23 protein-coding genes and 2 tRNA genes are annotated in these 23,256 nt (G+C 61.2%); 8 read left to right on the top strand and 17 right to left on the bottom strand.

The window, feature by feature from the left end:
• Positions 1–96: 96 nt before the first annotated feature.
• The 5 genes from ACWHY3_RS08180 to rutA form a co-directional block, all read right to left on the bottom strand.
• The gene (locus ACWHY3_RS08180; RefSeq protein ID WP_448127987.1) at positions 97–561 is read right to left on the bottom strand and encodes a flavin reductase; all 465 of its coding nucleotides are present in this window, start codon (positions 559–561) and stop codon (positions 97–99) included.
• A gap of 132 nt (positions 562–693) precedes the next feature.
• Positions 694–1,467 carry a pyrimidine utilization protein D gene (rutD, locus tag ACWHY3_RS08175; protein WP_303854185.1) on the bottom strand — a complete coding sequence of 258 codons (774 nt, stop codon included), beginning with the start codon at positions 1,465–1,467 and terminating at the stop codon, positions 694–696.
• Between the two features lie 36 nt (positions 1,468–1,503).
• On the bottom strand, positions 1,504–1,890 hold the full coding sequence (gene rutC, locus ACWHY3_RS08170) for a pyrimidine utilization protein C (RefSeq protein ID WP_448127986.1): 387 nt from the start codon (positions 1,888–1,890) through the stop codon (positions 1,504–1,506).
• Positions 1,891–1,892: 2 nt separating this feature from the next.
• Positions 1,893–2,678, bottom strand: coding sequence for a pyrimidine utilization protein B (gene rutB, locus ACWHY3_RS08165; RefSeq protein WP_303854183.1), 786 nt, complete (start codon positions 2,676–2,678; stop codon positions 1,893–1,895).
• On the bottom strand, positions 2,675–3,778 hold the full coding sequence (gene rutA, locus ACWHY3_RS08160) for a pyrimidine utilization protein A (protein WP_303854181.1): 1,104 nt from the start codon (positions 3,776–3,778) through the stop codon (positions 2,675–2,677). The genes rutB and rutA overlap by 4 nt, the downstream gene beginning before the upstream one ends.
• A gap of 394 nt (positions 3,779–4,172) precedes the next feature.
• Here rutA and rutR point away from each other — a divergent pair, with 394 nt between their 5' ends.
• Positions 4,173–4,820, top strand: coding sequence for an HTH-type transcriptional regulator RutR (gene rutR, locus ACWHY3_RS08155; protein WP_332780233.1), 648 nt, complete (start codon positions 4,173–4,175; stop codon positions 4,818–4,820).
• A 102-nt stretch (positions 4,821–4,922) separates the two neighbouring features.
• Here the strand turns inward: rutR and ACWHY3_RS08150 are convergent, their stop codons facing one another.
• Entirely contained in the window at positions 4,923–5,513 is a 591-nt protein-coding gene (locus tag ACWHY3_RS08150; RefSeq protein WP_087718795.1) for a malonic semialdehyde reductase, read from the bottom strand.
• A gap of 279 nt (positions 5,514–5,792) precedes the next feature.
• On the opposite strand from ACWHY3_RS08150, the gene ACWHY3_RS08145 reads away from it, so the two are divergent.
• The 4 genes from ACWHY3_RS08145 to ACWHY3_RS08130 all read left to right on the top strand — a co-directional run bounded on the left by ACWHY3_RS08145 (position 5,793) and on the right by ACWHY3_RS08130 (position 9,050).
• Positions 5,793–6,836 carry a methionine ABC transporter ATP-binding protein gene (locus tag ACWHY3_RS08145; RefSeq protein WP_448127985.1) on the top strand — a complete coding sequence of 348 codons (1,044 nt, stop codon included), beginning with the start codon at positions 5,793–5,795 and terminating at the stop codon, positions 6,834–6,836.
• Positions 6,817–7,470, top strand: a complete 654-nt coding sequence (locus tag ACWHY3_RS08140) for a methionine ABC transporter permease (protein WP_087718793.1) — start codon at positions 6,817–6,819, stop codon at positions 7,468–7,470. The genes ACWHY3_RS08145 and ACWHY3_RS08140 overlap by 20 nt, the downstream gene beginning before the upstream one ends.
• 172 nt (positions 7,471–7,642) lie before the next feature.
• Positions 7,643–8,443 carry a MetQ/NlpA family ABC transporter substrate-binding protein gene (locus ACWHY3_RS08135; protein ID WP_087718792.1) on the top strand — a complete coding sequence of 267 codons (801 nt, stop codon included), beginning with the start codon at positions 7,643–7,645 and terminating at the stop codon, positions 8,441–8,443.
• 133 nt (positions 8,444–8,576) lie between these two features.
• Positions 8,577–9,050: a GAF domain-containing protein gene (locus tag ACWHY3_RS08130; protein WP_087718791.1), complete on the top strand. Its 474-nt coding sequence runs from the start codon at positions 8,577–8,579 to the stop codon at positions 9,048–9,050.
• Between the two features lie 39 nt (positions 9,051–9,089).
• On the opposite strand, the gene ACWHY3_RS08125 is transcribed toward ACWHY3_RS08130, so the two are convergent.
• From ACWHY3_RS08125 to glpK, 11 genes are all read right to left on the bottom strand, one after another.
• Positions 9,090–9,923, bottom strand: a complete 834-nt coding sequence (locus ACWHY3_RS08125; protein ID WP_087718790.1) for an HDOD domain-containing protein — start codon at positions 9,921–9,923, stop codon at positions 9,090–9,092.
• A gap of 181 nt (positions 9,924–10,104) precedes the next feature.
• Complete coding sequence (locus ACWHY3_RS08120) at positions 10,105–11,781, bottom strand: ABC transporter substrate-binding protein (RefSeq protein WP_448128149.1); 1,677 nt, start codon at positions 11,779–11,781, stop codon at positions 10,105–10,107.
• Between the two features lie 157 nt (positions 11,782–11,938).
• On the bottom strand, positions 11,939–12,211 hold the full coding sequence (locus ACWHY3_RS08115; RefSeq protein ID WP_071230133.1) for a DUF2160 domain-containing protein: 273 nt from the start codon (positions 12,209–12,211) through the stop codon (positions 11,939–11,941).
• A gap of 29 nt (positions 12,212–12,240) precedes the next feature.
• Positions 12,241–13,041, bottom strand: a complete 801-nt coding sequence (locus tag ACWHY3_RS08110) for a carbohydrate ABC transporter permease (protein WP_448127984.1) — start codon at positions 13,039–13,041, stop codon at positions 12,241–12,243.
• A 7-nt stretch (positions 13,042–13,048) separates the two neighbouring features.
• Positions 13,049–13,912 (bottom strand): carbohydrate ABC transporter permease, encoded by an 864-nt coding sequence (locus tag ACWHY3_RS08105; RefSeq protein WP_448127983.1) that lies wholly within the window; start codon positions 13,910–13,912, stop codon positions 13,049–13,051.
• The gene (locus tag ACWHY3_RS08100) at positions 13,909–15,012 is read right to left on the bottom strand and encodes an ABC transporter ATP-binding protein (RefSeq protein WP_448127982.1); all 1,104 of its coding nucleotides are present in this window, start codon (positions 15,010–15,012) and stop codon (positions 13,909–13,911) included. Before ACWHY3_RS08100 ends, ACWHY3_RS08105 begins: the two co-directional genes overlap by 4 nt.
• A 12-nt stretch (positions 15,013–15,024) precedes the next feature.
• Positions 15,025–16,122 (bottom strand): ABC transporter ATP-binding protein, encoded by a 1,098-nt coding sequence (locus ACWHY3_RS08095; RefSeq protein WP_303854171.1) that lies wholly within the window; start codon positions 16,120–16,122, stop codon positions 15,025–15,027.
• Between the two features lie 373 nt (positions 16,123–16,495).
• A tRNA-Val gene (locus ACWHY3_RS08090) sits at positions 16,496–16,572 on the bottom strand.
• A 30-nt stretch (positions 16,573–16,602) separates the two neighbouring features.
• A tRNA-Val gene (locus ACWHY3_RS08085) sits at positions 16,603–16,679 on the bottom strand.
• Positions 16,680–16,881: 202 nt separating this feature from the next.
• Positions 16,882–17,610 (bottom strand): MIP/aquaporin family protein, encoded by a 729-nt coding sequence (locus tag ACWHY3_RS08080; protein WP_332780241.1) that lies wholly within the window; start codon positions 17,608–17,610, stop codon positions 16,882–16,884.
• A complete protein-coding gene (glpK, locus tag ACWHY3_RS08075) occupies positions 17,607–19,112 on the bottom strand; it encodes a glycerol kinase GlpK (protein ID WP_332780242.1) in 1,506 nt (501 codons plus the stop codon). The genes ACWHY3_RS08080 and glpK overlap by 4 nt, the downstream gene beginning before the upstream one ends.
• 312 nt (positions 19,113–19,424) lie before the next feature.
• Here glpK and ACWHY3_RS08070 point away from each other — a divergent pair, with 312 nt between their 5' ends.
• The 3 genes from ACWHY3_RS08070 (at position 19,425) to ACWHY3_RS08060 (ending at position 23,209) form a co-directional block, all read left to right on the top strand.
• On the top strand, positions 19,425–20,231 hold the full coding sequence (locus ACWHY3_RS08070) for a DeoR/GlpR family transcriptional regulator (RefSeq protein WP_332780243.1): 807 nt from the start codon (positions 19,425–19,427) through the stop codon (positions 20,229–20,231).
• 191 nt (positions 20,232–20,422) lie between these two features.
• Positions 20,423–21,949, top strand: a complete 1,527-nt coding sequence (gene glpD, locus ACWHY3_RS08065) for a glycerol-3-phosphate dehydrogenase (protein ID WP_448127981.1) — start codon at positions 20,423–20,425, stop codon at positions 21,947–21,949.
• Positions 21,950–22,132: 183 nt separating this feature from the next.
• Positions 22,133–23,209 carry an endonuclease/exonuclease/phosphatase family protein gene (locus ACWHY3_RS08060; protein ID WP_332780245.1) on the top strand — a complete coding sequence of 359 codons (1,077 nt, stop codon included), beginning with the start codon at positions 22,133–22,135 and terminating at the stop codon, positions 23,207–23,209.
• Positions 23,210–23,256 lie beyond the last annotated feature (47 nt).

Below are 23,256 nucleotides of genomic sequence, written 5' to 3'. Positions count from 1 at the left end.
GTGTGTCTCCGATCCCGTGGTGACCCCTCAAAGGGCCAAGAAGTTCTTGGAAGGTCGTGAAGCTCTATCCAAAGGGTCAGGAATGCTGCTTCCCGTTCAGCCGTTGGAGGTGAGCCGGGGCAAGTGATGGTACTGACGATCGAAATAGAGCAGGCATTGGCTATCGTTGCAGGTCGACATCGCCACGATCTCGCAGAACAGCACATCGTGGGTGCCTACCGCTACGCGCTGCCCGATTCGACATTCGAAATGCGCCAGCGCATTCACCAAGACCGGAACGCCTGTCTCGTGCGTCGTCCATTCGGCCTGAGCGAAACGCTCCGCCATGGGCGTCTTCCCGCCAAAGATATTGGAAACCTGCTGATGATCGGCGCTCAGCACGTTGACGCAAAGCATGGGGTTGTCGGCAAAAGCCGGAAAAGCCGAGGCACGCCGATTGATACAGACCAGCAGCGTCGGCGGTTCATCGGTCACACTGCACACGGCAGATGCCGTAAAGCCGGCGCGTCCGGCTGGTCCATCGGTGGTTACCACGTTGACCGCGGCAGCCAGTCGCGACATTGCTTCGCGGAACTCCGATGGCGAAACCGTACTTGGTGCTTCCATCGCATATTCAGGTTTTCGTAACGACGTCATCATGAAATCTCCCTCCTGTCTCTCAACTATGACGATCACGTCATCGGCGAGCGGTGATCAGGTTGTCAGGAATCGTTCTACCGAAGCGTTGAACGCCGCCGGAACGGTCACCGTCAGGCCATGCCCGCCATAGTCGAACATTTCCAGTCGTGCGTTGGGCAATGCCTCGGCAAGGCGCCGGGATTGCGTGTACGGCACCAGCAGATCGTCCCGCGAGGCAATCACCAGCGTGGGCGTGTCGATCTCTCCCAGCCGAGCATCGACGTCGAAGTCCGACAGCGCACCGATTCTGGCCAGCACGTTCTGCTTTCCCGGGAAATGTTCGAGGGCATGAGCCTCCTCGATCAGCAGCCTGTCGTGGTTGGCGGACAGCCAGTCGGCGGGATACAGAAACAGCGGCTGCGCATGCAGATAAGCTTCGACCCCACTGTCCTGGAGCAGTGCCAGACGCACCCGAAAGCAGCGCTCGCTCTGGACATCGACACGACTCCAGGCGTTGATCACGATCAGCCGATCCAACTGGGCCGGCGCCAGCAGCGCCATCTGCAGCCCGACCAACCCTCCCAGGGCATGCCCCATGAAATCGACGCGCTCGATGTCCACCCGGTCGAGCAAGGCCAGCACCTCCTGCGCCATGTCATCGATCGCGTAGCCGCTCGGCAGCTCGGCCGGGCTCTTACCCGTGCCGAGGTGGTCATAGATCACGACCCGGTGTGTCGTCTCCAGTGAAGCCAGCTGCGGCTCCCAGAAGCGACCGGCGCCACCCAATCCCGCGGAGAGCAGAATCGTCGGGGCGTCGGGATCCGTGCGTCCCAGTATTTCGTAATGCATTGAAAAGACCCTTCCGGCAGAGCGTCAGTCAACGACTCAGTGAGGCAAATGCGCGATCGAGGCGATCTCGATCAGCGCATCCGGCTTCACCAGCCCGCACTGAATGCAGTAACGCGCCGGCTTCTCGCCGGGAAAGAACTCTGCGTAGACCGCGTTGATCGCCGCATAGTCTTCCCAATTACGCAGAAAGATCGAGTTGAAGGTGACGTCACTCATGCTGCCTCCGGCGGTCTCGACCACGCTCTGAATGAGTTCCAGCACGTGGCGGGTCTGGGCGGCAGCGTCACCGACGTAAACCACGTTGTTCTCCTTGTCGAACGGCAGAGTGCCGGAAACGTAAAGGATATTATCGGCCTGACTACCCGGGACGAATGGGGCCAGAGGCGCACCGGAACCGGTGGGAATCACACTTGTCTTGGGCATGATCACTCTCCTGCTGCTGATGAAGTCATGGATGAAGCGTGTGGCTGCCGGACGTCGGTTCGAGCCGCGCAGGCGTCCTCGAAGGCATCGACGCTCGACACCCAGCCGAAAAAGGTTTCGATATTGAAGATGGCGCTGCTCTGCGCCGACAGCGGACCGGCTTGATAGGTCGCGTCCTCCAGCACGGTGCCGAAATACTCGAGGAAGAAGCCATCACGCAGCGTCGACTCGACGCACACGTTGGTGGCGATGCCGGTAAACAGCAGGTGGTGGATACCCCGCGAACGCAGGATGCTGTCCAGTGCGGTGTTGAAGAATCCGCTATAGCGCGGCTTCGGCAGCACGACGTCTCCAGACTGAGGCTTCAGTTCGTCGACCAGCGCGTAATCCCAGGTACCCTTGGCCAGCAGCTGTCCATGCAGCTCGGGTTGCTGACGCATGGTTTTCAGCGCATTGGACTTATGCCAGTTGGGAGATCCCGGGCCGCCGGCCTCGACGTACTCGGCATCCCAGCCATTCTGGAAGAAGATCACTTGGATACCCGCCGCGCGCGCCAGCTTTATCGCCTTGGCAATTCGCTCGATGACCGGCCCGGTAGTGGTGACATCGAAACCGGCCAGATCGAGGTAGCCACCCCGAGTGGCATAGGCGTTCTGCATGTCGACAACGATCAATGCCGTCTCGGAGCATGGCATCGCGATCGCTTCCGGGCGACCGGCGAGCACGATCTCGTCGTTGGCGAAGACATCGCCACGACGGACCACTGGAGTCTGCTTGAGCCCGCTCATTCCGCCACCTCTGCCGTCTCGGTCGGTGCATTGACAACATCGACCCTGGTCTTCATCAGCGGCTGCACGCGCTCACCGAAGGTATCCAGTCCTGCCAGAAAGTCATCGAACGTCAGCATCACGCCGCCGATGCCCTCGACGGTATCGATCTCGTCGAGCATTCGCGCGACGTTGGCATAGGAGCCGACCAAGGTCCCCATGTTGAAGTTGACCGCCGATGTGGGGTCAGTCATTTGGCGCACGTTGGTATCCTTGCCCGAACTCTTGTCCTGGCTGCCCTGGTCGGCCATCCAGTCGAGTGCCTCCTGGTCGGCCCCGGCCTTGTAGTGCTCCCAGCGCGCCATGGCCGCTTCGTCGGTCTCGTCGGCGATCACCATGAACAGCACGTAGCAAGCGATATCGCGCCCGGATTCTCTCCCCGCCGCGTTGAGACGCCCGGCAGTATCGGCGAATGCCGTTGGCGTATTCAGACCCTTGCCGAAGCAGAAGCTGTAGTCGGCGTGCTTGGCGGTGAAGGCCATGCCGGCACTCGACTGGCCGGCGCAGACGATCTTGACGCCCTGTTCGGGGCGCGGGCTCAGGCGACAGTCATCCATCTGGAAAAAGTCGCCCTTAAGATCGCTGCGCCCCGTCTCCAGCAGTTCCCGCAGCACCGTGGTGTACTCGTCGAGATAGGCGTAGCGCTTGGCAAAGTACTCGTCCCCGGGCCACAGGCCCATCTGACTGTATTCCGGTTTCTGCCAGCCGGTCACCAGATTGATACCGAAACGCCCCGGGGCGATCGAATCGATGGTCGCCGCCATACGCGCGGTAATCGCCGGCGGCATCACCAACGTTGCCGCAGTGGCGTAGAGATTGATCTTCGAGGTCACGGCCGCCAGCCCCGCCATCAGGGTGAAGGACTCCAGCGCGTGCTCCCAGAACTCGGTCTTGCCGCCAAACCCGCGCAGCTTGATCATCGACAACACGAACTCGAAGCCGTAGCTCTCGGCCTTCTGAGTCACCGCCTTGTTGAGTTCGAAGCTCGGCATGTACTGCGGCGAATTCTCGGAGATCAGCCAGCCGTTGTTGCCGATAGGGATAAAGACACCTAGTTGCATGAGTCACCTCGTCGTTCGGCTCTCGTTATCGGTATCTGCCGCCGGCCTGTATCGGCCGCGACACCTGACGAATTCCTTACAACAGACGTGCCAATGCATCGCACCGTATCCGTTTTCAATGACTTGGAACGCGACGCAAACAGTCGGCTAGACCATTTGGTCCAACCGAAAAGACAAGCCGTGCGATAATGACGCAAGAAATGGGCAATGCGAGCGATTTCGGTGCACAGCGAGACTCACCATTGACCGAGTCGAGGGATCCCGGTCGATAGCGTCAACCCCGAAAGGACATGATAAAGTGCCGCCGAATGTTGCCGACCTGTAATGGACATGGCTCGACGCCTCTGGATAGGAACTCGATGCGCCATTCAGGTCTTTGCCAACCAGGAAGCCCATGACGCCAATCACGCCCACCACCCCGGACCGCGCCGCTACCAGTGAAGCTCGCAAGCAACGCATTCGTGATGCAGCGCTCTCGCTGTTTTCCCAGTTCGGTTTGCGCGGGGCCAGCCTGGACGCCATTGCCGATCAGGCAGGCGTTTCCAAGACCAACCTGCTCTATTACTTTCCATCCAAGAAAAAACTCTACATCTCGGTCTTGCAGCAGATTCTGTATACCTGGCTGGAGCCGATACGCGCCATCGACGCTGAACAGTCCCCGGAAGCAGCCATCAGTCACTACATTCGTATCAAGGTGGAGCTGTCGAGGGATCATGCGCAGGCGTCGCGACTCTTCTGCCTGGAGATGATCCAGGGCGCGCCGCTGCTGAAGGAAGAACTGCAACGCGACCTGCGCGCGCTGGTGGAAGAAAAATCCAAGGTCATCGAGGGCTGGATCGCTAGCGGCAGTCTGCTACCGGTCGATCCTCACCACCTGATCTATCTGCTCTGGGGCACCACGCAGCACTACGCCGATTTCGCCGTACAGATCGAAGCAATCTCCGGAAAGACGCTGGCCGATCCCGAGTTCTTCGAGACCACCATCAACAATATCCAACGTATCGTGTTAGGCGGCTTGCTGCCGCGATCGAACGAGGCTTGAAACGACTGTCAGCTCAGCGACACCACCTTGGCGTCGATAGAACCCGCTCGACTCAATGGCCGAGCGCGTTCTCAGGGCGGGATCGAATGCCCGCTCAAAGGCTCACGCGAGCTCGCAAGCCTCTTCGAATGCCAGGCGCGGCAGGCGCGGCTTGACGCCGGATACGTCACCGTAACCCAGGTTGATCAGCAAGTTGGCCGTCCAGTCGGTACCGGCGAAAAAGGCTTCGTCCAGTGCCTCGGGATCGAAGCCGGACATCGGCCCGGTATCCAGCCCCATGGCTCGCGCCGCCAGGATCAGATAGCCGGCCTGCATCGAACTGTTGCGTAGCGCCGTCTGTTCGGCGAAGGCTTCGCTCCCGGTGAACCAGCTTTTGGCGTCAGCAACCGGGAACAGTGTCGGCAACTGATCGTAGAAGCGCTTGTCGTAGGCCACGATCACCGTGCAAGGGGCCGTCGCCGTCTTTTCGGCGTTACCGGAAGAGACGCACGGCAGCAACTTGTCCTTGCCCGCCGTTGAGCGAACGAAAACGAAGCGCGCCGGGCAGCAGTTGGCCGAGGTCGGTCCCATCTTGACCAGCTCGTAGAGTTTGCGCAGGGTCTCCTCGCTAATTTCCCGCGGTTGCCAGGCATTATGGGTATGCGCTTCCAGAAAGAGCTGGTCCAGGGCCTGATCATCGAGTGACGGCAGCATCGACTTTCTCCTTGTTGTCTTTTAAAAGTGTCTTGAAACAGAGTCTTGAGTCTTGAGGCAGAGAGTTGTCATTGAGAGCGGAAACCGTGTGGCGGCAAACCGGCCGCCGTCGCTTACGGTATCTCGCGACGGAAGCCGACGCCAGCGGTCGCTCTGGTCCGGCGAGATCCGTATACTAGCGCCCTCATCGAAGCGGGGCTGGCGCCGGTACCCTATTGGTTGGCGCGGGACACCCTACCCGCTCCCCCGACTCCCAGACAGACGCTTTCGACACGCCTAATGATCACACTGGACAACGTCTCCAAAACCTACGGCAGCGGGCCCGGTGCCGTGCAGGCGCTGAAGAATATCGACCTGCAGGTGCCCAAAGGCACGATTCACGGCGTCATCGGCCTCTCCGGCGCCGGCAAGTCGACGCTCATCCGCTGCGTCAACCTGCTCGAGCGCCCGAGCGCCGGCCGGGTTCTCATCGATGGAGAGGATCTGACCGCGATGGATGCCGCCGCCCTGCGCCAGGCGCGCCATCAATGCGGCATGATCTTCCAGCACTTCAATCTGCTGACCAATCGCACCGTCTACGACAATGTCGCCCTGCCGCTCGAGCTGATGGGGCAGTCGCGCCAGACCATTCGCGAGCGCGTCCTTCCGCTGCTGGAGATGACCGGGCTGGCGGACAAGACGAAACAGTATCCGGCGCAGCTGTCCGGCGGTCAGAAACAGCGCGTGGCCATCGCTCGCGCACTCGCCAGCCGTCCCAAGGTGCTGCTGTGCGACGAAGCCACATCGGCACTCGACCCGCAGACGACAGCCTCGATCCTGACGCTGCTGCAGGAAATCAACCAGCAACTGGGGCTGACCATCCTGCTGATCACCCACGAAATGGAAGTGGTGAAAACCATTTGTCATCGCGTGGGGCTGATTTCCGACGGTCGCCTGGTCGAAGACGCCGATGTCGGCGACTTCTTCACTGCGCCGGGTACGCAGCTGGGACGGGAGTTCCTGAACGACTTTCTCAAGCTGGAAGCGCCCCAGGCGCTGATCGAGCGGCTCGAACCCGAGCCCGGCGAAACCACCCATCCCGTGGTGCGGCTGACCTTCTCCGGCGACAGCGTGTCCACTCCGCTGATCTCGCGCCTGGCCCGGGAACATGGCATCGATGTCAGCATTCTTCAGGCCAAGGTCGAATCCATCCAGGGGCGTACGCTCGGCCTGATGATCGCCGAACTGATGGGCAGTGCTTCGCAGACACGGCAGGCACTGACGACGCTCGAATCCTTTGATCTGCAAGTGGAGGTAATGGGTCATGTCCAGCGCACTGATTGATCTCGTCTGGCAGTCCACGCTGGAAACGCTCTACATGGTCGCCGTTGCCGGCATTCTGTCGGCGCTGGTGGGCGTGCCCCTCGGCGTATTGCTGTATGTGACGCGGCCGCGCCAGATCCTCGCCCAGCCGGTCGTCAACACGATACTCGGCATCGTCACCAACGTCGGGCGTTCGGTACCGTTCATTATCCTGCTGGTGGCGATCATTCCGTTCACCCGCATGATCGTCGGCAGCTCCATCGGCACCAATGCCGCCGCCGTGCCGCTGACGATCGCCGCGATTCCGTTCGTCGCCCGGCTGGTCGAGGGGGCGCTGAACGAAGTCTCTCCCGGCCTGGTCGAAGCCGCCCAGTCGATGGGCGCGACGCCGATGCAGATCATCATGAAGGTCCTGCTGCCGGAAGCGCGTGGCGGCATCATCAACGGCCTGACGATCACCATCGTCGCCCTGGTCAGCTACTCCGCCATGGCGGGCGCCGTGGGCGGTGGCGGGCTCGGCGACCTGGGCATCCGCTACGGCTACAACCGCTTCAACCCGACCGTGATGCTGATCACCGTGGTCGTGCTTGTGGTCATGGTGCAGCTATTCCAGAGTCTGGGGGATTATCTGGTGCGCAAGAGCGATCACAAGTGATTGCGGCCCTCCACTAGACTAATAACCAGAATGAATTACCGCGTCTTCTGTTATTCCGTTATATTACAGCGGACAACGGATGACGATGAATGCGAACGCCGATCTTGGATCGCTCCACCATTCATCGTCCCTACATTGATATGAGCAACATAGTTCAGGGAGAGTCTCGCCAATGCCGATTTCACTCACACGTACGCTAAGCGCCGCCGCATTGAGCCTGGGCCTGGTCGCCGGTGCCGCGCATGCCGCCGACGATACCATCAAGGTCGGCACCATGGCCGGTCCCGAGACCGATGTCATGCAAGTGGCAAAACAGGTCGCCAAGGAGAAGTACGGCCTCGACGTCGAGATCATCGAGTTCACCGATTACGTGACGCCCAATGCCGCGCTCGCCGATGGCAGCCTGGACGCCAATGCGTACCAGCACGAGCCGTACATGCGCTCGATGGTCAACGACCGCGGCTATGATTTCGCCATTGCCGGCAAGACGTTCGTCTATCCGATCGGCGCCTATTCCGCCAAGTACGACAGCATCGACGATCTGCCCGACGGCGCGACCATCGCCGTACCCAACGATCCGACCAACGAAGGCCGCGCGCTGATCCTGATGGACAACCTCGGGCTGATCACGCTCGACGATCCGAAAAACCTGGAAGCGACGCCGATCAACATCACCGAGAATCCGCACGATTATTCGTTCAAGGAGATCGAGGCCGCCCAGATGCCGCGCGTGCTGCAGGACGTCGACATGGCGTTCATCAACAGCACCTTCACGCAGCCCGCCGGCCTGACGCTGGATGATGCGCTGATCAAGGAAGGCCCGGACTCGCCTTACGTCAACCTGATCGTGGTGCGTGGCGGCGATCAGGATCGCGAGGCGATTCAGGAACTGGTCAAGGCGTACCAGTCGGACGCCGTCGCCGACAAGGCCGAAGCGCTGTTCGAGGGTGGCGCCGTTCCCGGCTGGAAGTAAGCCGGGTCGCCAGACACCGGTCGGCGAATCCGCTGGCCGGTTCTCGCTAGCCACCGCAGCGAATCAGAAACCAGCGTCCCAGGGCGCTGGTTTCTGGTTTCGATACCCTCTCCCCGTGACAAGGAAACCCGTGATGACCGACTACGATTCCCTCGAGCGCCAGCTGCAAGCCCTGCTCGATACTCGCGACTGGCTGACCAATGCCGCCCAGACCAGCGCCTTCCTGATGCAGACGCTAGGCGAGTTGAACTGGGTCGGCTTCTATCTTCAGCGCCACCCCGAGACGCTGGTTCTGGGTCCTTTCCAGGGCTTGCCGGCCTGCAACCCGATCCCGTTTACCAAGGGCGTCTGCGGCGCCGCGGCCCGTTCACGTCAGACGCAACGAGTCGACGACGTCCACGCGGTACCGGACCATATCGCTTGCGATGCGGCCTCGCGTTCCGAGTTGGTGATACCGATCGTCGTCGGCGACAAAGTGTGGGGCGTGCTGGATATCGACAGCCCCGTTCCTGCACGTTTCAACGCCGAGGATCAGGCGGGCATCGAACGCCTGTGCAGCGTGTTCACCAAGGCCAGCGACCTGAACACCAACACCTCGGTCGTCTGAGCTCCCCGTCCCACGGCGGTCAAATCCGGCAATTCGGGCTTACTCCAGAAAAATATCCAGTTCGTCATCCGTGCGCATGCTCTGCAGGATCTCCTCGTAAAGCGAGAGCAGATCCAGTGCGAGCGGCCGACGAACGTCCCGCGGCATCTCACCCAGGGCGTGTTCTTCGCGCCGCCCATTGGCGATACCGTGGTAGAGACCAATGGCCAGGTGAACGGCAGCGGCGTACGCCGAAAACGGCACGGATTCCAGCGGTTTACCCTGGTAGGTCAGCGCATTGCAGATGGGCTCGGGGAAGCGCCAGCGACGCCCCAGCTCGGCGCCCACCTCGCTGAAGGTATAACCGAACTGGTTGGCTTCCAGCTCGGCCCGCGGCGCGCCCTCTGCGACCAGCGCGTCGATCCGCTGCATGGTTTCGGGGTGACCGATATGCATCAACGCGGAGCCCACGTGATGCAGAATGCCACAGGTGAAAGCGGTCTCCGGCGCCAGCCCTTGCAAGCGGCTATGTCGCACGATCGTGCGACTGAGATTGGCGACCATGAATGACTCGCGCCAGAACGCCTTGCGATCGAGACCGGGCACTTCCTTGAGCATAGCGACCATGCCCGAGGCAATGACCAGCGTACGCACGCGGTCGAAGCCCAGCAGCAACAAGGCGTCGTCGATCGTCGCTACATTTCGACCCACGCCATAGCGCACGGAATTGGCGGAGCGCAACAATTTCAGACTCAGGTTGGGGTCTTTATGAATCGTGGTCGAGACGCGGTGGATACTGATCTTGTCGTTATCCAGACTGGCGATCAGTTCGGTGACCACGGCGGGCACGCTGGGTAACTGATGAATATGCTCGAACAACGAATTCAGTGACATGTTCTACTCCTGCTGTCCCTCCATGGTAGCTACCGCCCGGTCAAAAGTCGTGAGGCCAGGCGCACAATAGCGCCGCTGCCGGCGAAAACGGGGCAAAAAAATCCCGCCGGACTACCGGCGGGAAGGTCGCCGCCCAGGCGACGCGAAAACCTCGAGTTGTGGCTGCAGCCCGAGAATTCACTCAGCTCTCCTGCCAGGACTTCACCATCTCGTCATACGGAACGGTCTTGCCCTGCGGCTTTTCGTTGTCGAGCTTGGGCTTGGGCGCGCCGGGCTGGTCCAGCCAGTACTGCGCATCGCGCGGCTCGTTGAGTTTCGGCCCACACTGCGGCTGGACGTTGGCGCGCTCCAGGCGCTCCATGATCCGATCCTGCGCATCCGCCAGACCGTCCAGCGCTTCCTGGGCACTGGTCTCGCCACTGACAGCGCGGGAGATGAACTGCCACCACAGCTGCGCCAGCTTGGGATAGTCCGGCACGTTGGTTCCGGTCGGTGACCACTGCAGCCGCGCCGGGCTGCGATAGAACTCGACCAGGCCGCCCAGCTTGGGCGCGGCTTCGGTCATCGCGTCGGACTGGATGTCGGACTCGCGAATCGGCGTCAGCCCCACCAGCGTCTTCTGGAGAGAGACCGTCTTCGACGTCACGAACTGCGCGTAGAGCCAGGCGGCGAGACGGTTCTTCTCGGGCGTAGACTCCATGAAGGTCCAGGACCCCACGTCCTGATACCCCTTCTTCATGCCGTCTTCCCAGTATGGGCCCACCGGTGACGGTGCCATACGCCATTTGGGCGTGCCGTCCTCGTTGACCACCGGCAAGCCCTCTTGCGTCATGTCGGCGGTGAAGCCGGTGTACCAGAAGATCTGCTGAGCGACATTGCCCTGCGCCGGCACCGGCCCCGCTTCGGAGAACGTCATGCCCTGAGCTTCCGGCGGCGCATAGTCATGCAGCCAATCGATATACTTCTGAGTCGCGAACACCGCCGCCGGCCCATTGGTTGCACCGCCGCGGGTGACGTTCGAACCGACCGGGTGGCACTGCTCGACACGAATACCCCATTCGTCGACCGGCAGGCCGTTGGGAATGCCTTTGTCGCCGGCCCCGGCCATCGAGAACCAGGCATCGGTGAAACGCCAGCCCAGCGAGGGATCCTTCTTGCCGTAGTCCATGTGGCCGTAGACGCGCACGCCATCGATATCGTGGACATCGTTGGTGAAGAAATCGGCGATATCCTCGTAAGCCGACCAGTTCACCGGCACGCCCAGCTCGTAGCCGTACTTCTCCTTGAATTGCTGCTTGATCTCCGGATCATCGAACCAGTCGGCGCGGAACCAGTAGAGATTGGCGAACTGCTGATCGGGAAGCTGGTAGACCTTGCCGTCAGGCCCCGTGGTGAACGAGAGTCCGATGAAGTCGTCGAGATCCAGCGTCGGCGACGTGACCTCGGCCCCGTCGCCCTCGATCATGTCGGAGATTGGCACCACCTTGCCGTAGCGCGCGTGGGTGCCGATCAGGTCCGAATCGTTGACATAGGCATCGTAGATATTGCGGCCGGACTGCATCTGCGTCTGCAGCTTCTCGATCACGTCCCCTTCCTGAACCAGATCGTGGGTCAGTTGGATACCAGTAATCTCGCTGAACGCCCGGGCCAGCACTTCGGATTCGTATTTATGGGTCGTGAGCGTTTCCGAAACCACATTAATCTGCATGCCGCGATACGGCTTGGCGGCATCGATGAACCACTGCATCTCCGCCATCTGCTGTTCGGGCGTGAGCGTCGAGGTCGAGAACTCGTCGTCCAGCCAGCGTTTGGCGGCGTCCTGGTACTGATCGGCAACCGCAACTCCCGATATGGCCATCAGCCCCGCGAGACTGACCCCGACGCCGATGCCAAGCGGCGTTCGGCGAGACGATTTGGCGTGCTTGATATCGAACATAGCGTTAACCCCCGTTTGTTATCCTTCGCTTTTCCTGCCGTGGCGCTATCCGATGCAGATAATGATTCCGGTCGGTGCGTTACCCCCATTTCATGATGATTGCCATTCCCGCCATACAGAGACCGGTGGCGAGCCAGAGCGGCCAGTCGGTCAATGCCAGCACCAGCAGATGCACGTATGCCGATGCCAGCAGGCCGATGAACAGCCGGTCGCCGCGCGATGTGACCAGCGGCAGGAACCCTTTGCGTTCGCGCCCGGGCGATACGGTCTGCCAGACCGTCATCGCCACCAGCATCAGCGCGATCGCCGAAAAGAACAGTGCCGTCGGTAGTGTCCAGGCCATCCAGCCCATGATGATCTCCTCTCTTTCCGGCGAGCCGATCAGACGCGGCCCAGGGCAAAGCCCTTGGCAACGTGATTGCGCACGAAGTAGATCACGGCGATGCCGGGCAGCAGTGCCACCACGCCGGCTGCCGCCAGTACGCCCCAATCGATGCCGGATGCCGATACCGTGCGGGTCATCTGCGACACGATCGGCTTGGCGTCGACCGAAGTCAGCGTCCGCGCCAGCAGCAGCTCCACCCACGAGAACATGAAGCAGAAAAACGCGGTGACACCGATGCCGGGCCGAATCATCGGCAGGAAGATGCGGACGAAGAACTTGGGAAAGGTATAGCCGTCGATATAAGCCGTTTCGTCGATCTCCTTCGGCACCGACGACATGAAGCCCTCCAGAATCCACACCGCCAGCGGCACGTTGAACAGGCAGTGCGCCAGCGCCACGGCGATCGGCGTATCGAACAGCCCCACCGCCGAATAGAGCTGGAAGAACGGCAGCAGGAACACCGCCGGTGGCGCCATCCGGTTGGTCAACAGCCAGAAGAACATGTGCTTGTCGCCCAGGAATCGGTAGCGCGAGAACGCATAGGCGGCCGGCAGCGCCACCAGCAGCGAGATCAGCATGTTCATCGACACGTAGCTGAGGGAGTTGAGATAGCTCGTGTACCAGGTCGGCTCGGTGAAGATGACCCGGTAATTGTCCAGCGTCGGCGCCGCCGGCCACAGGGTGAGGCCGCCAAGAATTTCCCGGTTCGACTTCAGCGACATGTTGACGAGCCAGTAGATCGGCACCAGCACGAACAGCAGATAGACCAGCATCACCAGGCTTTTACGCAATCTCATGGCGGCGTCATCCCTTGTTGTCGTTATGCGTCATGGCGGTGTAGAACACCCAGGTCACCAGCAGGATGATCAGAAAATAGATCAGCGAGAACGCCGCGGCCCGGCCCAGGTCGAACTGTCCCAGCGCCATCTGGGTCAAAGTCTGGCTCAGGAACGTCGTCGCCGTACCCGGCCCGCCGCCGGTGAGCACGAACGGCTCGGTGTAGATCATGAAGCTATCCATGAAGCGCAGCATCACCGCGATCAGCAGCACGTTCTTGAGCTTCGGCAGCTGGATGTAGCGGAACACCGCCCAGGACGAGGCACGATCGATTCGCGCGGCCTGGTAGTAGACGTCCGGAATCGAGCGCAGCCCGGAGTAGCACAGCAGCGCCACCAGCGACGTCCAGTGCCAGACATCCATCACCAGCACCGTCGTCCAGGCGTCCCGCGGGTTGGAGGCGTAGTTGTAGTCGAGCCCGAGGCTGTTGAGGATCCAGCCATAGAGGCCGATATCCTCCCGGCCGATGATCTGCCAGATCGTCCCCACCACGTTCCACGGCACCAGCAGCGGCAGTGACAGCAGGATCAGGCTGACCGACACGCCCAGCCCTCGCCGCGGCATGGACAGCGCGACGACGATGCCTAGCGGCACCTCGATGGCCAGCACACAGAACGAGTAGATGAACTGGCGCACCAGTGAATCGTGCAGCCTCGGATCCGCCAAAATCTCCCGATACCACTCCGTCCCCACGAAATAGCGCGTGCTCGGGTCGAAGATGTCCTGCACGGAGTAGTTGACCACCGTCATCATCGGAATGATGGCGCTGAACGCCACCAGCACGAAGACGGGCAGCACCAGCCACCAAGCCTTGTTGTTATAGGGTTTCATGGCACGATCTCCACCAGCCGGTCATCACGATAGAAACGTTGCCAGGCCGCCGGGAACGCCAGCCCGACACGCCCTTCCGGTACGAGCTGCTCTTCACCCAGACGCGCCTTGATCACGGACGCCGACGGCGTGTCGAGACGCACATCGACGATCTTGAAGGTGCCCTGGTCCTGGACCAGATCCACCTGGCCGTGCAGCGTCGACGCCTCGGGAGCGACGAGCTGCACGAACTCCGGCCGGATACCGAGCTGCAGACGCCCTTCGCCCCCTCGGCGCAGCTGCGCGACGATCCATTCCTCCACCGGCAGCGCTCGCCCCTCGAGCTCGATCCCCGCCGAGCCCAGCACGATGTCGAGCAGGTTCATGCCGGGGCTGCCGATGAAGTAGCCGACGAAGGTATGCTGCGGATTCTCGAACAGCTCCCGCGGGGTACCGAACTGCACGATCTGGCCCTGGTACATCACCGCGATCTTGTCGGCGAAGGTGGAAGCCTCCAGTTGATCGTGGGTGACGTAGACCATCGTCACGTTGAAGCGCTGATGGATCTCCTTGAGCTTGCGCCGCAGCCGCCACTTCAGTTGCGGATCGATCACCGTCAGCGGCTCGTCGAACAGGATTGCTGCCACGTCGTCGCGCACCAGGCCGCGCCCCATCGACACTTTCTGCTTCTCGTCGGCGGTCAGATTGTGCGCCTTGCGGCTCAACAGCGGCTCGATCTCCAGTGCCTCGGCCACCTCGCGCACGCGCTGCTGGATGCGGTCGCGGGAATGTCCCTGGTTGCGTAGCGGAAACGCCAGGTTGTCGAACACCGTCATGGTGTCGTAGACCACCGGAAACTGAAAAACCTGGGCAATGTTGCGCTGCTGCGGGCTAAGGTCGTTGACCGACTTGCCGTCGTAGAGCACCCGCCCCTCGGACGGCACCAGCAGTCCGGAGATGATGTTGAGCAACGTGCTCTTGCCGCAACCCGAAGGGCCCAGCAAGGCATACGCGCCACCCTGCTCCCAGACATGATCCATCTGCCTCAGCGCGTAGTCGGCCGGCTTCGAAGGGGTGCCGTGGTAGCTGTGCGCCAATTGCTCCAAGCGAATTTCCGCCATGTCCGACTCTCCTTACACGCTGGCGAGCGTTGGTCGCGGCGAGGATGGCGACAACACCAGATCCCCGTCCGGCTCGAACACGAACAGCTGGCGACAGGCCACCTGCATCTCCAGAGCCTGGTCGACGCCGAACTCGTGAATGCCGATCAGGTGCGCCACCAGGTCGATCCGGTCATGCGATAGATGCAGGAACGTCTCGGAACCGCTGATCTCCGCCACACGGACGATGACCGGCAGGCGAAACGCTGGCTCATCGAGCGGCTGCAGCGACCAGTGGTGTGGTCGGATACCCACCTGGTACTCACCGGCCGGCAGCGAACGCCACACGTCCGGCAGCGGCTGATGCAAGCCAGCAATCCGACACTCCTCGCCGCGTATCGTCATCGGCATCAGATTGATGGGCGGCTCGCCGAACAGGCTCGCCGCCTCCCGGTTGCAAGGGTGGCGATAGACCTCGTCGCTGGGGCCGCTCTGGACGATCCGGCCTTGGTGCAGCAGCGTGGTCGTGCCGCCCAGCGCCAGCGCTTCCGCGGGTTCGGTAGTGGCGTAGACGGCGATGGTATGGCGCGACTCGAACAGCTTGCGCATTTCCACCCGCAGAGCTTCGCGCAGCTTGTAGTCGAGGTTGACCAGTGGTTCGTCGAACAGTACCAGGTCGGCGTCCTTGACCAGTGCGCGAGCCATCGCCGTGCGTTGCTGCTGGCCGCCGGAGAGCTCCTGCGGGTATCGTCCCAGCAGGTGCTGGATGCCCAGCATCGCGGCGGTCTCCTCGACTCGTCGGGCGATCTCCTGATGAGATACCTTGGCCTGCTTGAGCGGCGAAGCGATGTTGTCGAAAACCGTCAACGTGGGATAGTTGATGAACTGCTGATAGACCATCGAGACATTGCGCTGGCGTACCGGCACATGGGTCATGTCCCGTCCGCCAAGATGCACCGTTCCCCGATCCGGCATATCCAGGCCGGCCATCAGCCGCATCAACGTCGTCTTTCCCGCCAGCGTATGCCCCAGCAGCACATTGAACGACCCTGGCTCCAGCGTCAGGCAGGCATTATCGATATAGGTCTCGCCCCGCACGGACAGTGTCACGTTGTCGAGTTGTAATGACATGAGTGGCGCCGTTCCTTTTTCTCTTTCGAGCATCCTAGAACAGCCGTTTCATAAAGCTATACGACCAAAAAAGGAATCAGCGTCACTAATAAAAAAAGAATTCTATTTGTTTGATTTGAATGAACTTAAAATATTTAACACCTTAGTCTTAACCACTAATGTCCAACATGTAGCACTCGTTTTACGATAATAACGGTAGTGGAAAGAGGCGGGTTTCCAACACTACTTGTTCGGAAACCAACACGGTCGGCGAAAGCGAATGGCGTTTCGATGACCGATGACGATTCGTCAGCGGCGGATGGCGGATGGCGGATAATCAAGATGGAATGACGGATACAAAAAACCCCGAGCCGGAGCTCGGGGTTTCGAAATCTGGTAGGACCAAGCGGATTTGAACCGCTGACCTCCACGATGTCAACGTGGCGCTCTAACCAACTGAGCTATGGTCCTGTAGGTAGTCGTCACAAACCCAATCTGTATTGGTAGGACCGAGCGGATTTGAACCGCTGACCTCCACGATGTCAACGTGGCGCTCTAACCAACTGAGCTACGGTCCTGCTTCGTGTTGCGGCGGGCTCGCCGTGACAACGGATGCGAATTCTACCCGGGCAGCCGCGGAATGCAACCCTCTACACATAAAAAATTTTCGCCAACTGCCTGTCATGTCGAGACAATTCGTTTTCGGCCGGCGAGCGACGCGCCATCTACCGCAATGCCACGTCGCATCGCCTGAATACCGCTGCCCATTGGCACCTGTCATCAGACCGGCAACAGGCGCTGCCACATCAGCGCGGCAACCACCGCGCCCGCCAGCGGCCCGACGATGGGAACCCAGGCATACTGCCAGCCCGAGTCCCCCTTGCCGTGAATGGGCAGCACGGCGTGAGCCAACCTCGGCCCCAGATCCCTTGCGGGATTGATCGCGTATCCGGTAGGCCCGCCCAGCGATAGCCCGATCGCCCAGACCAGCATGCCGACCAGATAAGGCAGCAGACCGTCGCTGATCGTCCCGGAGCTGGCGATCGCGCCGATGCCGAAGATCAGCACCAGCGTACCAATGAGCTCGCAGAGCAGGTTGCCGGTCCGGTGCGAGACCGCCGGATCGGTACAGAATACCGCCCGCTTGACCGCGCTATCCTCGGTACACCGCCAGTGAGGCAGATAGGCGAGCCAGACGCCGATCGCCCCCGCGAAGGCGCCCGCCATCTGAGCGGCGATCATCGAGCCTACCAGCTCGACCCCCTGATGGATGCCCAGAATCCATTTGGACAAGGTAACGGCGGGGTTGAGATCGGCCTGCGGCGATCCGGTGGCCATCGCCACGAAGACGCCGATCATGACCGCAAAGCCCCACCCCGTCGCGATGACGATCCAGCCCGAACCGTTACCCTTGGTGTTGGTGAGCACGACATTGGCGACGACACCACCGCCGAACACGATCAGGAACATCGTGCCGAGGAATTCGCCGCGCATGACCTCCCAGATCATGCTTCCGCACCCGTCTGATCACGACACTTCACGCGGGATATGGCATCGAGCCAGCCGCTGTAGAGCCGTTCCCGCTCGGCTTCTGTCATCTGCGGTTCGAAGGTGCGCTCGCAGCGCCAGAGCGCGCTGATCTCCTCGAGGTTCGAATACCAGCCGACCTGCAGGCCGGCCAGATAGGCCGCGCCCAGCGCGGTGGTCTCCAGAATCGTGGGCCGATCCACCGGGACGCCCAGCATGTCCGCCAGGAACTGCATGACCCAATTGTTGCTGACCATGCCGCCGTCCACGCGCAGGCGGTCGATGCGAGCCTCGATGTCGTCGTCCATGCAACCCTGCAGATCGCGCGTCTGGTAGCAGACGGCCTGCAACCCGGCCGCCACGATCTCGGCGATACCGGTATCCCGCGTCAGGCCGAAGATCGCTCCTCTCGCCTGCGGATCCCAATGCGGCGCGCCCAGACCGGTGAATGCGGGCACGAGATAGACGCCGTGCCCCATCCGGGTCTTGCGCGCCAGCGCTTCGGTTTCGGAAGCCGTTCCGAAAAGCTTGAGGCCGTCCCGCATCCATTGCACGGTGGCACCCGCCACAAAAATGCTGCCTTCCATGGCGTAGGTTGGCTTGCCGTTCAGGCGGTAGGCCACCGTCGTCAGAAGACGGTTTCTGGAAACCTCCGGCGTATCGCCGGTATTCATGATCATGAAACAGCCGGTGCCGTAGGTGCTCTTGCACATGCCGGGCGAAAAGCACGTCTGGCCGATCAGCGCGGCCTGCTGGTCACCGGCAATCCCCGCGATGGGGATCGGCCCGCCCAGCAATTCCGGCGTGGTGATGCCGAACTCGGTACTGGAGTCGAGCACTTCGGGCATGAGCGACGCCGGAATCTGGAACAGATCGAGCAGCTCCTGATCCCAGGCCTGGGTATGGATGTTGAACAGACAGGTACGGCAAGCGTTGGTCGCATCGGTGGCGTGCACCTTGCCGCCGGTGAGCTTCCACAGCAGGAAGCTGTCGACCGTCCCGAAAGCCAGATCGCCACGCTCGGCCCGCTCCCGGGCGCCTTCCACGTTGTCCAGCAGCCAACGAAGCTTGGTCGCCGAGAAGTACGGGTCGATCAGCAGCCCCGTGCGCTCCTGGATGAAGTTCTCGTGGCCCTGCTGGATCAGTTCCCGGCAATAGCTGCTGGTGCGTCGGTCCTGCCAGACGATGGCGTTGTGAAGCGTTTCGCCCGTCTTGCGATCCCACAGCACAGTGGTTTCGCGCTGGTTGGTGATCCCGATGCCGGCAACGTCGCTGGAGGAAACGCCCAGGTTCTGCATCACCTGACGAGAGGTTCGCAACACCGACTGCCAGATGTCGTCGGTATGGTGCTCGACCCAGCCGTCATGCGGAAAATGCTGCGCGAACTCTTCCTGAGCCACGCCCGCGACCTGACCCTGGCGGTCGAACAGTATCGCCCGGGAGCTCGTCGTCCCCTGATCGATAGACAGAATATATGAGGCCATCGTTTCACTCCTTGCTGGTCACGTTCAGCCGGAACGCAACCCATGATCGGAATCGCTACACCGGAAGGTTCGTTTTCAGGCTATCAACCCTATTTTTATTTTCGATTGACAACAATATGAATTCGCTTTCCAACACTTAGACCATGGTCGAACCAGTGCGAGGCGCCGCGGCCTTATCCGAAGCGACGGCAATGCGGCCGGCTTTGGTAAACTGGCGCCAACCCACTCTTTCTAGAAACGCCTTCTAGAAACACTTTGTAGAGCCAATCAACTCTTTCCAGAATAGCCATTGGGCCGCGGCAGGGAACCAACATGACACAGCAGGAACGTCACGCAGCCATCGTCGAACTGGTCAAGCGCCAGGGCTATGCGTCGATCGAACAACTCGCGAGAGACTTCGATGTCACGCCCCAGACGGTGCGCCGGGATCTCAATCAACTGGCGGAAGAAGGTGTCATCAAGCGCGTCCACGGCGGCGCCGGGCTCGAGTCGAGCACGGTCAACACCGCCTATCACACCCGCAAGACGTTGAACCTGGACGCCAAGCGCCGTATCGCCGAGATGCTGGCCAGACATATTCCCGATTCTTCGTCGCTGTTCATCAACATCGGGACCAGCAACGAATTCATCGCCGAGGCGCTATGCCAGCACAGCGGGCTCGAAGTCATTACCAACAACCTCAACGTGGCCGCCATTCTGCAGCACAAGACCGACTTCAACGTCATCGTCGCCGGCGGCCAGGTTCGCTCTCGCGACGGCGGCATCATCGGCGAGGCCACCATCGATTTCATCAACCAGTTCAAGGTGGACTACGGCATCATCGGGATCAGCGGCATCGATGGCGATGGCTCATTGCTGGAGTTCGACTACCAGGAAGTCCGCGTGGCGCAGGCCATCCTGCGCAACTCCCGCCAGGTCTTCCTGGCAGCGGATCACTCGAAGTTCCATCGCAACGCCGTGGTACGCCAGGGCAATCTCAGCCAGATCAACGCCTTCTTCACCGACCGCCAACCCCCGGAGATGCTGTGTCGTCTGATGCGCGAGCATGACGTCGCGCTTTACGTCGCCGACCCGTCGGTCCCCGCCGACAGGGAAGCCGTCACGGCCTATTCCGGCTGAAATCTTTACCCTTTTCTGTCGATAAAGCCGGCCTCGTGCCGGCTTTGTCGTTTTGCCATATAGCCCCGACGACTGCGCTTCCCCTCCCCAATTGGTCTATGAAAACACCTTGCCGCTATTGATGTTCGAAAGTGATTAAACTATTTTCGCAATCGAACATATCCAACTCCCTCACCTTTCCGGAGGACGGCATGGCCTCAACGACAGAGCACCACGTTTACGATCTCATCGTTGTCGGAGGTGGCATCAACGGTACTGGCATCGCCAACGACGCCGCCGGAAGAGGCCTTTCCGTGCTCCTGTGCGAACAGGCCGATCTGGCCAGTGCGACCTCCTCCGCCAGCAGCAAGCTGATCCATGGCGGCCTTCGCTATCTCGAGCATCGGGAATTCCGCCTCGTTCGCGAGGCGCTGAGGGAGCGCGAAGTCATGCTGCGCAAGGCGCCTCACATCGTCTGGCCGCTACGTTTCATCCTTCCGCACCAGCCCCATCTGCGTCCGGGCTGGATGATTCGTACCGGGCTGTTCCTCTACGATCACCTGAGCCACCGGGACAGCCTGCCCAACGCCAGGAGCCTGCGCTTCGGCAGCGAGAGCCCGCTGGTGCCGACGATCAAGCGCGGGTTCGAATACTCAGACTGCTGGGTGGATGATGCCCGGCTGGTGGTCCTCAATGCGCTGCAGGCGCAGGAAAAAGGCGCGGACATCCGGGTTCGCACCCGCTGCACCGAGGCTCGCGAGGAATCGGGGCACTGGGTGGTCAGCCTCGAAGACCGGGACACCGGCGAACGCCACGAGCATCGGGGCAAGGTGCTGGTCAACGCCGCCGGCCCCTGGGTGGAATCCTTCGTCAAAGGCAATGCCAAGCGTGATTCGCGTTACGGCATTCGCATGATTCAGGGCAGCCACCTGATCGTGCCGCGACTCAACGACGACGATCGGGCCTACATTCTTCAGAACCAGGATGGTCGCATCGTTTTCGTGCTCCCCTACCAGCAGCGTTTCAGCCTGATCGGCACGACCGATCGCCGCTACCAGGGCGACCCGGCCAAGGTCAGCATCAACGACGAAGAGATCGACTATCTGCTCGATGTACTCAACGCGCACTTCGTCAGGAAGCTGAGCCGAGCGGATGTCATCTCGACCTATGCCGGCGTCCGCCCGCTGTGCGATGACGAGTCGGAAAACCCCTCCGCCATGACGCGCGATTACACGCTCGATCTCGACAAGCACGGTGCCCCGATGCTGTCGATCTTCGGCGGCAAGATCACCACCTATCGCAAGCTTGCCGAAGCGGCCATGCACAAACTGCAACCGCTGCTGCCGCACATGGGGCAAGCCTGGACGGCCGACGCTCGACTCCCTGGCGGGGATATCGAATCGCGTCAGGCATTCGTCACACAGTTGCTGCGCGAGTATCCGTTCCTCGGCCGGGAGCGTGCCGAACGCTTTGGCTCCAGTTACGGCACGCTGTGCCTGAATTTCCTGGAAGGCAAACAGAGCCAGGAAGACCTCGGCCAGCATTTTGGCGGCGGCTTGACGCGCGCCGAGGTCGACTACCTGATCGAACACGAATGGGCACATGGCAGAGAGGATATTCTGTGGCGTCGCAGCAAGCTGGGGCTACGTTTGACCCAGGATGAACAACAGGCGCTGACGCACTACCTGGAGCAGCATCCGGCCATCGCCAATCAGGGGGTTCTTTCCAAGGTTTCATGAGCCAGGTTCATGAACGCGGCCCGGGCAAGATGACTGTGAAGTTCCTGGCCAACCCCTTCTAAAGTCTCACGAATTTCGCTCTGTCGGGAATCGTCGCCAGGCCATACTGGCCGTGGGTGCCGGTCATGTTTCTGTTAACCTTGGCCGAACACGGCGTCCTATCCCGACACAAGGAACCACCAGTTGCTGCAACTTCTTCTTACCGGTCTCGGCTGCCTCGTCCTGCTGATCACCATGGCGCCCTACATGCGGATCCGTCACTGGAGTGTTCGCAGTTTCGATTTCCCGCTGCTCCAGATCGCCATCGTCGCCACCGTACTGGCACTGGTTCAGCTCGCTTTTCATCCCGATGCCTGGTGGCACTGGGCCGGGATCGCCGCCAGCGGGGTCGCCGCCGCCATTCAGTGGGTGCGAATCTACCCATGGACGCCTTTGGCTCGGCGCACCGTGGTCAAGGCCAAGTCGCACGAGCCGGAGGGCGAGCTCAAGCTGCTCATCTCCAACGTGCTGACGCCCAATCGCCAGGCCGACAAACTGATCGCTCTCGTCGAGAAGCACCAGCCCGATATTCTGCTGACCCTGGAATCCGACCAGTGGTGGGGAGATCAGCTGGATGCCGCCATTGGCGAAGCGATGCCGGAAGCCGTGCGCATTCCTCTCGACAATCTTTACGGCATGCACCTCTATTCCCGGCTATCGCTGGAAGACGTCGAGGTCCAGTGGCTGATCCAGGACGACATCCCCTCGATTCATGCCTGGGTCAAACTCAGGAGCGGTAAGCGCATTCGCTTCCACGCGCTGCACCCGCGGCCGCCCGCACCCTCGGAAAGCGACGAATCATTATGGCGAGATGCCGAATTGCTGCTGGTCGGCCAGACGATTGCCAAGAACAACTGCCCGACCATCGTTGCTGGCGATCTCAACGACGTGGCGTGGTCACCCACGACCAAACTGTTCTGCAAGATCAGCGGCATGCTCGATCTGCGACGGGGCCGCGGCCGGTATAGCACCTTCCATGCCAAGTATCCCCTGCTGCGCTGGCCACTGGATCATGTATTCGTGACCGAGCATTTCACGCTCGTTCATATGCAGCGGTTGTCCGAGATCGGGTCGGACCATTTCCCGATTCTGGTCACGCTATGTCACAACCCTTCTCGCGCCGACGAGAACGAGTCCGAAAAGGCCGACATGGAGGAGCGCGAAGAGGCTGCGGACACCATCGAAGAGGCTCAGGAACGGCGTGGCGAAGCGCCGGTTTGAGGCCGTCTCCGCAGCGATAGTCTTACAGACGACAACGCCACCCGAAC

The sequence above is a fragment of the Salinicola sp. NYA28a genome, assembly GCF_976982775.1.
This window is presented reverse-complemented; position numbering and strand designations above follow the sequence as displayed.

Coding starts and splice junctions, on each gene's coding strand:
- rutB (WP_303854183.1), bottom strand. CDS start 2,678: ATGAGCGGGCTCAAGCAGACTCCAGTGGTCCGTCGTGGCGATGTCTTC.
- ACWHY3_RS08135 (WP_087718792.1), top strand. CDS start 7,643: ATGCCGATTTCACTCACACGTACGCTAAGCGCCGCCGCATTGAGCCTG.
- ACWHY3_RS08125 (WP_087718790.1), bottom strand. CDS start 9,923: ATGTCACTGAATTCGTTGTTCGAGCATATTCATCAGTTACCCAGCGTG.
- ACWHY3_RS08110 (WP_448127984.1), bottom strand. CDS start 13,041: ATGAGATTGCGTAAAAGCCTGGTGATGCTGGTCTATCTGCTGTTCGTG.
- glpK (WP_332780242.1), bottom strand. CDS start 19,112: ATGGCCTCATATATTCTGTCTATCGATCAGGGGACGACGAGCTCCCGG.
- ACWHY3_RS08115 (WP_071230133.1), bottom strand. CDS start 12,211: ATGGGCTGGATGGCCTGGACACTACCGACGGCACTGTTCTTTTCGGCG.
- ACWHY3_RS08180 (WP_448127987.1), bottom strand. CDS start 561: ATGTCGCGACTGGCTGCCGCGGTCAACGTGGTAACCACCGATGGACCA.
- ACWHY3_RS08070 (WP_332780243.1), top strand. CDS start 19,425: ATGACACAGCAGGAACGTCACGCAGCCATCGTCGAACTGGTCAAGCGC.
- ACWHY3_RS08150 (WP_087718795.1), bottom strand. CDS start 5,513: ATGCTGCCGTCACTCGATGATCAGGCCCTGGACCAGCTCTTTCTGGAA.
- rutA (WP_303854181.1), bottom strand. CDS start 3,778: ATGCAACTAGGTGTCTTTATCCCTATCGGCAACAACGGCTGGCTGATC.
- ACWHY3_RS08080 (WP_332780241.1), bottom strand. CDS start 17,610: ATGATCTGGGAGGTCATGCGCGGCGAATTCCTCGGCACGATGTTCCTG.
- ACWHY3_RS08130 (WP_087718791.1), top strand. CDS start 8,577: ATGACCGACTACGATTCCCTCGAGCGCCAGCTGCAAGCCCTGCTCGAT.
- rutC (WP_448127986.1), bottom strand. CDS start 1,890: ATGCCCAAGACAAGTGTGATTCCCACCGGTTCCGGTGCGCCTCTGGCC.
- rutD (WP_303854185.1), bottom strand. CDS start 1,467: ATGCATTACGAAATACTGGGACGCACGGATCCCGACGCCCCGACGATT.
- ACWHY3_RS08120 (WP_448128149.1), bottom strand. CDS start 11,781: ATGGCCATATCGGGAGTTGCGGTTGCCGATCAGTACCAGGACGCCGCC.
- rutR (WP_332780233.1), top strand. CDS start 4,173: ATGACGCCAATCACGCCCACCACCCCGGACCGCGCCGCTACCAGTGAA.
- ACWHY3_RS08145 (WP_448127985.1), top strand. CDS start 5,793: ATGATCACACTGGACAACGTCTCCAAAACCTACGGCAGCGGGCCCGGT.
- glpD (WP_448127981.1), top strand. CDS start 20,423: ATGGCCTCAACGACAGAGCACCACGTTTACGATCTCATCGTTGTCGGA.
- ACWHY3_RS08140 (WP_087718793.1), top strand. CDS start 6,817: ATGTCCAGCGCACTGATTGATCTCGTCTGGCAGTCCACGCTGGAAACG.
- ACWHY3_RS08100 (WP_448127982.1), bottom strand. CDS start 15,012: ATGGCGGAAATTCGCTTGGAGCAATTGGCGCACAGCTACCACGGCACC.
- ACWHY3_RS08105 (WP_448127983.1), bottom strand. CDS start 13,912: ATGAAACCCTATAACAACAAGGCTTGGTGGCTGGTGCTGCCCGTCTTC.
- ACWHY3_RS08095 (WP_303854171.1), bottom strand. CDS start 16,122: ATGTCATTACAACTCGACAACGTGACACTGTCCGTGCGGGGCGAGACC.